This window comes from Ureibacillus acetophenoni, assembly GCF_900220965.1.
GTDB lineage: Bacteria > Bacillota > Bacilli > Bacillales_A > Planococcaceae > Ureibacillus > Ureibacillus acetophenoni.
The window spans coordinates 1-12,398 of record NZ_OBQC01000016.1 but is presented as its reverse complement, the minus strand read 5'-3'; the positions used below and the strand labels follow the sequence as shown (position 1 = coordinate 12,398).

The 12,398-nt window shown below is 32.3% G+C and carries 8 protein-coding genes, 1 rRNA gene, 1 pseudogene and 2 riboswitches; all 10 genes and pseudogenes read left to right on the top strand.

Annotated features, from left to right (window positions below):
* Positions 1-17 precede the first annotated feature (17 nt).
* Positions 18-119, top strand: a riboswitch (purine riboswitch).
* Positions 120-280: 161 nt separating this feature from the next.
* Positions 281-1,597: a glutamine-hydrolyzing GMP synthase gene (guaA, locus tag CRO45_RS16810; RefSeq protein WP_235864642.1), complete on the top strand. Its 1,317-nt coding sequence runs from the start codon at positions 281-283 to the stop codon at positions 1,595-1,597.
* Positions 1,598-1,943: 346 nt separating this feature from the next.
* A complete protein-coding gene (guaA, locus tag CRO45_RS16805; RefSeq protein WP_097150788.1) occupies positions 1,944-3,494 on the top strand; it encodes a glutamine-hydrolyzing GMP synthase in 1,551 nt (516 codons plus the stop codon).
* Between the two features lie 149 nt (positions 3,495-3,643).
* Entirely contained in the window at positions 3,644-4,588 is a 945-nt protein-coding gene (locus tag CRO45_RS16800) for a tyrosine-type recombinase/integrase (protein ID WP_097150787.1), read from the top strand.
* A gap of 527 nt (positions 4,589-5,115) precedes the next feature.
* Positions 5,116-6,357, top strand: a complete 1,242-nt coding sequence (locus tag CRO45_RS16795; protein WP_097150786.1) for a hypothetical protein — start codon at positions 5,116-5,118, stop codon at positions 6,355-6,357.
* A gap of 505 nt (positions 6,358-6,862) precedes the next feature.
* On the top strand, positions 6,863-7,672 hold the full coding sequence (locus CRO45_RS16790; protein WP_097150785.1) for a hypothetical protein: 810 nt from the start codon (positions 6,863-6,865) through the stop codon (positions 7,670-7,672).
* Between the two features lie 249 nt (positions 7,673-7,921).
* Positions 7,922-8,554: a recombinase family protein gene (locus CRO45_RS16785; protein WP_097150784.1), complete on the top strand. Its 633-nt coding sequence runs from the start codon at positions 7,922-7,924 to the stop codon at positions 8,552-8,554.
* A 237-nt stretch (positions 8,555-8,791) separates the two neighbouring features.
* Entirely contained in the window at positions 8,792-9,631 is an 840-nt protein-coding gene (locus CRO45_RS16780) for an SHOCT domain-containing protein (RefSeq protein ID WP_170949536.1), read from the top strand.
* 164 nt (positions 9,632-9,795) lie between these two features.
* Positions 9,796-9,891, top strand: a pseudogene (locus CRO45_RS16775) (GMP synthase (glutamine-hydrolyzing)); the annotation flags it as partial.
* A gap of 252 nt (positions 9,892-10,143) precedes the next feature.
* Positions 10,144-10,245: riboswitch (purine riboswitch) on the top strand.
* Between the two features lie 119 nt (positions 10,246-10,364).
* Complete coding sequence (locus tag CRO45_RS16770) at positions 10,365-11,675, top strand: NCS2 family permease (protein ID WP_097150782.1); 1,311 nt, start codon at positions 10,365-10,367, stop codon at positions 11,673-11,675.
* Positions 11,676-12,208: 533 nt separating this feature from the next.
* Positions 12,209-12,398: ribosomal RNA gene (locus CRO45_RS16765) — 16S ribosomal RNA — on the top strand; the annotation flags it as partial.

Here is a 12,398-nt window from a genome sequence, read left to right as displayed (position 1 = left end):
GAGTAAAATTTAGAGAAAATAATATGAACGGATGCCTTCATATAAGTCCGATAATATGGTTCGGATGTTTCTACTAAGTTACCTTAAACAACTTATCTATGACGGCAGGTAGGCGTGTACCTTTTGGACACGTCTGCCTGCGTATATATGATGAGGAGGACGCGTAGAAAAGCTATTGTAATTAGGTTTTTCTATGCGTTTTTCGTATTTTAGGTACCCTATATGAATCATTTGAAAAGGTATAAAACCGAACATTAGTGAATTTAACATTACTAGGAGGTTGCATCAGGTGAAGCAGGATAATATTTTAGTATTAGATTTAGGTAGCAGTGATAATACAACAATTGCTCGTTGGATTCGAGATTTAGGGGTATATAGTGAAATTCATCCTCATGACATTACTGCGCAAGATATTCATAATTTAAAAACAGTAAAAGGGATTATTCTAAACGGTGGTAAAAATAATATTGTAGATGGCGAAGCAATCGACGTATTAGATGAAATTTACGATTTGGAAATTCCTGTTATCAGTGTGGAACATCCTTCTACGAAAGCTTCAAAAACTTTCCCAGCTTGGCCTACTTCAGAAGAAGAAACGAAAGCTTTATTAAAAGAATTTGTGTTCGATACGTGTAAAGCAGAAGCAAACTGGAACGTGAAAAACTTTATAGAAGATCAAGTAGCGAAAGTACGCGAGCAAATCGGTGACAAAAAGGTACTATTAGCACTTTCTGGCGGAGTTGACTCTTCAGTTGTAGCAGCATTACTAATTAAAGCAATTGGTAAGCAACTAGTTTGCGTACATGTAAACCATGGCTTAATGCGTAAAAACGAGTCTGAAGGCGTTATCGAAATGTTTGAAAAAGACTTAGAAGAAAACCTTATTTATGTTGATGCGAGCGAGCGCTTCTTAGGTAAATTAAAAGGTGTAAGTGACCCAGAAGAAAAACGTAAAATCATCGGTAACGAGTTTATTCGTGTATTTGAAGAAGAAGCGCGTAAGCTTGAAGGAATTGATTTCTTAGCGCAAGGAACAATTTATCCTGATATTGTAGAATCTGGTACGAAAACTCACAAAGTTGTAAAATCCCACCATAACGTAGGCGGTTTACCGGAGGATTTACAATTCGAATTAGTGGAGCCTTTATTCCAATTATTTAAAGACGAAGTACGTGCTTGTGGGGTTGAGCTTGGTTTACCCCATGACATGGTATATCGTCAACCGTTCCCAGGCCCAGGTCTTGGAGTACGTTGCTTAGGTGAGATCGAATTAGATCGTCTTGAAGCAGTACGTGAATCAGATGCAATTTTACGTGAAGAATTCGCAAAAGCTGGTTTAGATAAAACAGTATGGCAATACTTCACAGTTGTACCGAATTTTAAATCAGTAGGTGTACGTAACAACGAGCGTACGTATGAATATCCAGTAATTATCCGTGCGGTAAATACTATTGATGCAATGACAGCTTCTGTTGAGCAAATTGATTGGCCAATTTTATTAAAAATTACAGACCGAATCATTAATGAAGTGAAAAACGTAAACCGAGTGTGCTATGACCTATCACCAAAACCAGGCGGCACAATCGAATGGGAGTAAACGCTCACCTAATTTCGGGGAGTAACTGCACAGCTTTAGTCAACTTTCGTTAGCTAGGATTTTCTTTTCACCAAAAGCGAAGTGGCGGGTGCACCTTTCATTACTAAAATAATCTCTTGAAAAATCTTTATAACCTAGAAATACAACCATACTAATTAATAAATGTTAAAAGAGGAGGTAAAATCATTTATCCAAAGCACGAGAATATCTATGCAACGGTATTTCAGTCGTGTTTGAATAAATATTTCACCCTCTTTCCCTTGAAGGGTGTGTCTAAAAAAATAATATAGACACATCCTTTTTGTGATTATAAAAATATATAAAAAAACTAGAAGAGGTGTAAATCATGGTAACTCCCTTATTAAAAGAGCAAGAAAAAATCGTCGTACTTGATTTCGGTAGCCAGTTCAATCAATTGATTACTCGTCGTATTCGTGAATTTGGCGTATTCTCAGAATTGCATCCGCACACAATTACAGCGGAAGAAATTAAAGAAATGAACGCGGTAGGAATTATTTTCTCCGGTGGACCAAACTCAGTTTATGATGACAACGCATTTAAAGTAGACCCAGCTATTTTTAATTTAGGTTTACCGATTTTGGGTATTTGCTACGGCATGCAGCTTATTGCGCACACACAAGGTGGTAAAGTTGAATCTGCGGCAAAACGTGAATACGGTAAAGCTGAGTTAACAGTAGCGACTGAAAACAAGCTCTTCGGTAATTTACCAAAAGAGCAAATTGTATGGATGTCCCATGGCGACCATGTAACAGAAGTACCAACCGGCTTTGAAGTCATTGCAACGAGTCCTTCTTGTCATATTGCAGCAATGGCAGACGCATCACGTAAATTATATGCTGTCCAATTCCACCCAGAAGTACGTCACTCTGTTCATGGAAACGATTTATTACGTAATTTCGTATTCAACGTTTGTGAAGCGAAAGGCGACTGGTCAATGGCAAACTTTATCGAAATCGAAATCGCGAAAATTCGTGATCAAGTTGGCGATAAAAATGTACTCTGTGCATTATCAGGCGGTGTTGATTCTTCGGTAGTTGCGGTATTAATCCATAAAGCAATTGGCGATCAACTAACTTGTATGTTTGTTGACCATAACTTAAACCGTAAAGGTGAAGTTGAACAAGTGATGAAAACTTTCACAGAAGGCTTCAATATGAAAGTGATCAAAATTGATGCACGTGAACGTTTCATGAATAAGCTAAAAGGCGTTTCAGATCCAGAGCAAAAACGTAAAATTATTGGTAATGAATTTATTTACGTATTTGATGAAGAATCATCGAAATTAGAAAATATGGATTTCCTTGCTCAAGGAACTCTTTATACAGATATTATTGAATCTGGTACAGCAACAGCTCAAACAATTAAATCTCACCATAACGTTGGTGGACTTCCAGAAGATATGAAATTCGAGTTAATCGAACCATTAAAAACATTATTTAAAGATGAAGTTCGTGCTTTAGGATTAGAGCTTGGTCTTCCAGAAGAAATCGTTTGGCGCCAACCGTTCCCAGGCCCAGGTCTTGGAATTCGTGTACTTGGTGAAGTAACTGAAGAAAAATTAGAGATCGTTCGTGAAGCGGACTATATTTTACGTGAAGAGATTAAAAACGCTGGTCTAGAACGCGATATTTGGCAATATTTCGCTGTACTACCTGACATTCGTTCTGTTGGTGTTATGGGTGATGCGCGTACGTATGATTATACAATCGGAATCCGTGCAGTCACTTCAATCGATGGTATGACTTCCGATTGGGCACGTATCCCTTGGGAAGTGCTAGAAAAAATCTCCGTTCGTCTCGTAAATGAAGTAAAACACATTAACCGCGTAGTGTATGATATTACTTCTAAGCCACCAGCAACGATTGAATGGGAATGACCTATTTATCAGAATCATTCTAAAAACAGTTATATCAAGCGTTTAAACGTGTTTTATGATGATATAGAAGTGTTCACCTACAACGATTGAGTTTCAAAAATTTACTCTCTTTTATTTACGCTATTTAGTAAATGAAAGGGAGTTTTATTATGACTAAAATAGTTGAAATGATTGAAGAGTTTAAGTTAAATCAAGAAATTCAAGGCAGAAAGAAAGATTATATTTATCAATGTATGTTTCGGTTAAATCGCTTTAATCTTTTTATGATAAATGATTTAAAGATTGAAGATGTAGAGGACATTAAGTCTATTCACATTAAGCAGTACATTAAATATAAACAAGAACAAAGTAATGAAAACAATCGCACAATTAACAATTATTTAGCTACTTTGAAAGTTTTCTTTCAGTATTTAATTGAGGAAGAATTTTTAGATGAAGATGATAGTCCAATGAAACGGATTAAGAATCTAAAAGAAGATAATACAGTTATCGTCACTTTCAATGATGATGAAGTTGCGCGGATTATTAATGATGTAAAAGAAGAAACGTATTCAAATGTTAGGGATAAATTAATTTTAATTTTTTTATTAGAAACAGGCATACGTGTAAGTGAACTATGTAATATAAAAGAAATCGATATTTCAACTAAACACATTTTAATTCATGGAAAAGGTAGTAAACAGCGTCTAGTACACATTACAAAACTAATGAGACGTTACATGAGGAAGTTTGAAAGTTTGAAAATAGAACGCTTTAAACATAAAAATAAAGAGGATATAGAAGATTACTATTTCCTAGACCAATCAGCACGAAAGTTACATCGTTCACGTATTAATAAGATTTTGAAAGAGCATTGTGGGAATGCAAAAGTAAGAAAAGAAGTGAGATGTTCACCACATGATTGTCGGCATTATTACGCTCAAAAATCATTGAAAAATGGAATTGATGTTTATAGTCTTAGTCGCTTGATGGGACATTATGATACTCAAATAACTTCTAAATATCTTAGAGGGCTAGAACAAGAGGATATTTTAACTATTGGAAAAATGTACAGTCCATTAAATGAAATAAAGTTGTTTAAAAGTAAATATTAGCATTACAATAAAATGTTGTTTAATAACATATATTTTATAAAAAAGCAATAGTATCGTACGATGTTTTTTTGATATATACAAGAATTTATGATATACTATAAGCATAGTCACATGAAGGTGACCAAAACACTAATAATAAAATTAAACATTAGAATAAAGCAACCTAAACACAAATGAACCTCTAAATTAACGAGGTTATTTTGTGTTTTTTATTTTTCTCATGAAATTGATTGTAAAGAGGTGAAATAGGAATCTAGTGTTAATCGAGCCGTTTTGGTACTTTTTCGGCTAGGCTTTGGAAAACGATAGTTTTCCAAAGGATGGTGATAAAAAGTACATAGTTAAAGGGATTTTATGATGCACTTTTATAAAATCTTTTTTAAGGGGTAAAGCCTAAAATCGTTGGTATGAAAGGGTTTGTAATTGTTTTTTGCACTTTTCACACTCAGAAAATGGAGTAAGTAAAACTAGAGTTGTGTTAAAGGTGCTAGAAATAAAAAAATATGAAATGAAAAGGAAGATTAAATTTGGCAAAAGTAACTGTTATTGATTCAATTATGGGTAGTGGTAAAACATCATGGGCGAAGGAGTACATGAACCGCCATCAAAAAAATAAAAGATTTTTATATGTTTCTCCTTATTTAAATGAAATACAAAATAACATTTTAGTAGGTTGTCCATTTTTGGTTGAACCAGATGCTAAGCTTGGTAAAGGAACAAAGCTAAAACATTTTAAAGAATTACTTGCAAGTGGTGAAAGTATAGTAACGACACACGCATTATTTAGTAAGTTTGATGAGGAAGTTATGGAACTGATAAGGGATGCAGGATACATATTAATTTTAGACGAAGTTGCAAATGTTATTGAAAAGGTGGAAAAGGTAACGAGGCAAGACATTGAATTACTAAAGAAAGCTAACAAAATTGAAGTAAAAGATAGAAAAGTAATTTGGCTGGATGAAGGTTATAGTGGGGTCTTCGATGGTCGATATGCGAATATCAAATACCATGCACAACAAGGAAATATTTATTTACACAGGGATATAATGATGTTTTGGACATTTCCTGCAAAAACATTCGATTTATTCGAAGAAACATACATACTTACATATTTATTTGATGGGCAAATACAAAGATACTATTATGATTTATTTAATATTGATTATAAATACAAGAGTGTTGAAAAATTTGGAGATGTATACTGCTTAGTTAACTATAACCCTTACTTAGAAGGTAGAAGAAAATATAAATACTTAATAAATATTTATGATGGAAAAATGAATAGTAATTATGTATCTGGTGGAAAAGTAAAAGGGCACGAATTATCTGCAACATGGCTAATGTGTGCAAGTGATGAAATGATAATTCAATTAAAGAAGAATCTTTATAATTATTTTAGAACTTGCGGTAAATCTATAGATAATCTCTGGACAACAAAGAAAGCTTTTGCTGGTAAACTCAAGGGTAAAGGATACACTAAAGGATTTATTTCATGGACTACAAGAGCCACAAACGATTATCAAGATACACATAATTTAGCATTTGTTTATAATTTATATATGCAACCTTTTGAAAAACAATTTTTCGAAGATGCTGGTGTTAAAGTAAATGAAGATTTATTAGCTTTAAGTAATTTGCTACAATGGATTTGGAGAAGTGCAATAAGAAAACAAGAGCCTGAAGCCATTAATATTTACATTCCTAGCTTGAGAATGAGAACTTTATTGGAACAATGGCTAAACAATGAAGAAGTTATTTTTAAGAAGTAATATATCAGAGAATACATATGAAATTTTGGATTAGCAATAAGTTTATATAACATAAAAGATAGCCGTATCGAAACATAATGCAAATCGAGAATTTCAAACACGAATCATTAAGCCCTTACTATCATTGTGAGGGCTTTTATTGATAAAATTGGAGTTTTATTAAGAAATTTATTTATTTTACCTAAAATTATCTGTTAAGCATTCATAATATGTTAAGTATTTATTGCGTGAATGATCTGGGGAAATTATGTCTATATAGGTGTTTTTACGTGTGAATTGCACGTTATGATGGGGCTATTAGTAACCGATTTAGTTAGATGAAATGTGAATAATGAGAGTAGCACTACTATCCACGTAATCTGTAGTAGTAATTTACCGTGAGGAAGCAATTTTTCGAAGTGGAATGTCATCTATTGAAACTTATCATATTCAAACAAGTAATAATCGCTAGTTACCCCAAAATATGGTAAAGTTGTATTAATTTTAATATATTAGAGGTGTGTATATGCTAAAAGAAAAAAATAAACTAATTTTGATAGCACTTATTAGTCTGTTTTTATTAGGTGGTTGTGGAGATAATACACAAAAAATTTCAAATGACTCAAAAGAAATACTAGAAGCAATTGTAGAAAATGATTTTTCAGTAGCCAATATTAAATATAATGAAGCGGTCAATGGGCTAACAAAAGATGAAAAAATATTGTTGGATGAAAATTTATCAGAAGGAATTATTGAAGAGATAGAAACAAGATATAAGAAAATAAAACCAAATAACGGTAGTGATATGTTATTTTTGAGTTACCTAAATAATATTAATGATATGGATATTAGTAATAAAGATTTGACTACAAGTATCTTAACTCATACTGTAAAATTTGGTGAAAAATCAGAGGATAAAGATGACACTGAAATCTCGAAACAAGAAAAATTAGAAAGTGACTTTGCAAAGGATATTGAAAACTTGAATACGATTATGAATAATGTACAACAATCAATAAGTCCGATTGTAAATGGGATGCTAAATGAAGATAATACGTATGGCAGAGAGGATTTATTAATCGTAATAAATAATTTAGATGAGTATTTTAGTTATTTTAAAAATATGCAAGACTACACTGAATTAGTAAGATACAAAGAAACGTATCAAACTTTAGTGAATGGCACTGCAAAAATGGTTTATGCTTATTCTTACTTTAAGCAATCATATGAAGAAGATAATGTGAATCCATTTTTTAATGGAATGGAGTATTATAATACAGCTATTGATGAATTTGTAAATGTTGGAACTGTATATGCTAAAGAATCCGAAAAGTGATTTATAAGGAAAAGAGAATCTATTTGATTTAGATTCTCTTTTTTATTGAAAACGTAAAGTACTCTAATTATTTTTAAAAATAATTGTGATTGTAAAGGTATACGATTATAAGCTACGATAAATCGGGCTAATTTACGTTTGTAAATGTGATGGAAATAATTAATAAACGTTTATAATATCCACTATACCTTTACAAACTTTAATGATACAATATATGTAAGAGAGGGAAAATGGAGGGATAGAAACGAGATGAAAACAGTCGCTTACATTCGAGTATCAACTAAAGACCAAAACCTACAACGTCAATTAGATGAAATGAAGAAATTTGGTATTGAAGATAAATATATATATGAAGATAAAACAAGTGGAAAAGACATGGATAGAATAGGTTATCAATATATGAAAAAATCGCTTGAAAGTGGGGATACACTTGTAATTAAGTCACTAGACAGACTTGGAAGAAATCAGAACGATATTAAAACAGAGTGGCAATATTTTAAAGACAATAAAATTAATGTTCGTGTACTGGATATGCCTGCGCTTAACATTGACTACTCAAAGGGTGAAGCTATAGAAGGATTACATTCTATGATTAGTAACATTGTTTTTGAAGTTATTAGTTGGCAAGCAGAAGAAGAACGTACAAAAATTAGGCAACGTCAAAGAGAGGGAATTGAGTCAGCAAAGAATTTAGGTAAGCATTTAGGTAGACCACAATTAAACTTAAATACAATTACTAAATACCAACGACAAGTATTAGAAAATAATTATAAAGAATGGAAAGCTAAGAAAATTACAGGTGTCGAATTCGCTGAGTTACTAGAATTAAAAAAGAATAGTTTTTATAAGATTGTGAAGGAATACGAAAATACGTTAAACTAATCATTAGTTAACATCTCATAATATTTGAGGTGTTTTTTTTATTAAATTAAATATTATAGATGTCTAGGCATTCTACTGATTAAAAAAAAATTTTTATTAATGAACCAGATCGACCTTCAAGGTACTGAAAAAATTTGAATTGATTATTAATAGATAAGGGTAATATTTGCCTTTTAAGGTAAAACGTTTAATGGTAAAATGTCCCTATTAAATAAAGTAGATAGGTGGAGAAATATTGTGGGATGCTTAGCTTTTATATTAGCATTGTTTATGCTTTTTATTATTATGTGGTTGTTTACTGTTTCGCCTATTCTTGGGATTATAGTGACAGTGGGATTAATTTGGGGTGGTATCTATTTAGGGAAAATTGAAACTCAAAATAAAACAAATGAGATTAATAATAAAAAAAATACATTAGATACAATGCAAAACTTACAAAAGGATTTTACAGTTTCCCAAAAATATCAATCATATGACTTAGAATCTACTATATTATTAGATGAAGAGCGAAAGAAAGTTTGTTTTCTCTTTGCAAAAAATAACACAACTGAAATCTATGACTATAAAGATATTCTTGAATCAGAAATAATAGAAGATGGTAAAACTATTACCAGTACATCTCGTTCGTCTCAATTAGGTGGTGCAATTATAGGTGGAGTTTTAGCTGGTGGTACTGGAGCAGTTATTGGTGGATTGAGTGGAAAGAAAACATCTGAACAAGAAATAAATAAAATTGATTTAAAGGTCATTGTAAACAATACAAAAAATCCTATTAAAATAATTAATTTTTTAAAAGCTGATAAGGTAGATATTAATGGAAAGGCATTACCAATAAAAAAAGAAAGTTCAAATTATGTAAATGCAATTAATTCAATTAATCACTGGCATAGTTTACTGAGTATATTAATTAAACAAAGTGATTCGATTGATTCGAAAGAATCAGAAGAAAAAGTAATAAGTAATAATGTTAATATTTCTACTGCTGATGAGTTAAAGAAACTAGCAGATTTAAGAAATAGTGGAATACTAACAGACGAAGAATTTCAACAACAAAAGCAAAAGGTACTTAATAGATGAGGGCATTGTGCCTTCTTTTTTTGTCTGAATTTACTATTAACTAGTCTATATCTAAGTGGAATCGTTGCCAAATTACCTTTTCACGTGCTACGATTGAGTTACAAAAATAGCGTTAATAATAGATTGTAAATTTAACCGGAAAATATTGTTAAGTTGTAGAAACATTGATATATCAACGTCTCGTAAATGAAGTAAAACACATTAACCGCGTAGTGTATGATATTACTTCTAAGCCACCAGCAACGATTGAATGGGAATAATATAATAACTGGAATTTGTGAACCTCTTGATTACTTCAAATATGGAGTGGTCGGAGGTTTTTTGCTTTTTATGAGAGAGAGTAGAAAAAATGACTTTGCGCATAATAAAGTTAATTTAAAATTAACGCCCCTTTTATAAATTAAGAGACATAAATTTGAAATTTCACAACTTTTAACGAACTATATTTATATTTTTTTATAAAATGTTCGTAAATAGGATTGAAAATTGAAAAGTATGATGATATATTACTAAACGTAAATTAAATATTTCGTCGTATAATGTCGAGAATAAGGCTCGAAAGTTTCTACCAAACTACCTTAAATAGTTTGACTACGACTATTAATTCTAGATGCAATTATTCATTTTATTTATTTTTCTATCTAGAGTCAGTAGAGGTAATGTAGGCATGCGACTTTCAATTAGGTTGTATGTCTTTTATTTTTGACATTGGGACGACAAACGGAGGATAACAATGAAAAAGTATTTCCAATTCGAAGAACTTGGAACAAATTATCGTCGTGAGTTTTTAGGTGGGTTAACTACATTCCTATCAATGGCGTATATCTTAGCGGTCAATCCAGGAATGCTTTCTGAAGCTGGTATGGATTATAATGCGGTGTTTGTTGCTACTGCATTAGCTGCTGCTGTTGGTAGTTTATTTATGGGAATTATCGCTAGATATCCAATTGCTTTGGCACCGGGTATGGGTCTAAATGCATTCTTTGCCTTTTCAGTTGTATTAGGAATGGGAATGTCGTGGCAAACAGCGTTAACAGGTGTACTATTCTCAGGGATCATTTTTATTATCTTATCTTTAACAGGAATTCGAGAAACAATCATTAATGCAATTCCAGCACAATTAAAATATGTTGTAGGTGCAGGGATTGGTTTATTTATCGCTTATGTTGGACTTCAAGGTGCAGGAATTATCGTAGATGGTGCAACATTAACGGGGTTAGGTAATGTTACTAGTGGCGCAACGTTATTAGCTATATTTGGAGTATTTGTTACAGCGATTTTAATGGCTAAAAAAATTAGTGGTGGTATTTTCTATGGAATGGTTGTCACTGCTGTAGTAGGTATGATTTTTGGGTTAGTAAGCCTGCCTCAAGCAATCGTTTCTCCAATACCGGATATGAGTCCGGCATTTGGTGCAGCTTTTGATGCTTTTGATTCATTAAAGATTTTCCAAGAAACTGTATTAAATCTTGATTTCTTAGTTGTTGTGTTAACTTTCTTATTCGTAGACTTCTTTGATACTGCAGGTACATTAATGGCGGTTGCAGGCCAAGCAGGATTAGTAAAAGATAATAAGTTACCAAGAGCAGGAAAAGCTTTACTTGCCGATTCATTAGCAACTGTAACAGGTGCAGTCTTTGGTACGTCAACAACTACTTCATATGTAGAATCGACAGCAGGGGTTGCTGCAGGTGCTAGAACAGGTTTTGCCTCTGTAGTAACGGGAGTTTTATTTTTACTTGCTTTATTCTTCTCACCAGTATTAGCTGTAGTTACAAGTGCCGTTACAGCACCGGCATTAATCATCGTGGGTGCGTTAATGGTATCATCGTTGAAAAATATCGAGTGGGATAAAATTGAAATTGCAATTCCGGCGTTCTTAGTATTAATTTTTATGCCATTAAGTTATTCTATTGCAACTGGTATAGCAATCGGATTTATCTTCTATCCAATAACAATGATCGTAGCAGGAAGAGCTAAAGAAATTCACCCTATAATGTACGGTCTATTCGTAATCTTCCTTTGTTACTTTATTTTCTTGTAATATAGAACAACTTAAAATTGTATAGTATGAGATAGTTAAGAAGTGTAGATGAAGGCAAACTAATGACTTTATCTACACTTCTTTTAAATATATTAATGAATAACGTTTTTATAAAATTATTAATTTCTACTATTATTTATTAGTATCATATAACCTTATTATAGGTCCTCATAAGTAGTCAGAATTAATTTACTTTTCATCTTACCCTTGCAATTGTATTGATAGGGTAGTATAGTAGTCAATGTTGCTGATGCGAACAGCATGTTAGTAACAAAAGAGATTGACAAAAGAAAAAACATTATGTTAAATTAGATTGTGTTGTCTTTATTAGTTTCTCAAAAAAACATTTGACACAGCTAATAAGATATAATATAATATTAAAAGTCGCTAAGTTAGCGACGAAAGACATGAACCTTGAAAACTGAACAACAAAACGTTAATGAATTAAACGTTTCTACTATATAGTAGAAACAAAATTTTGGACATCAATTTTGATGCCAGTTTGAATTTTGAGCTTAACTCAAATTCACCATTTTATGGAGAGTTTGATCCTGGCTCAGGACGAACGCTGGCGGCGTGCCTAATACATGCAAGTCGAGCGAATCTTTTAAAAGCTTGCTTTTGAAAGGTTAGCGGCGGACGGGTGAGTAACACGTGGGCAACCTGCCCTATAGTTTGGGATAACTCCGGGAAACCGGGGCTAATACCGGATAATACAATTTA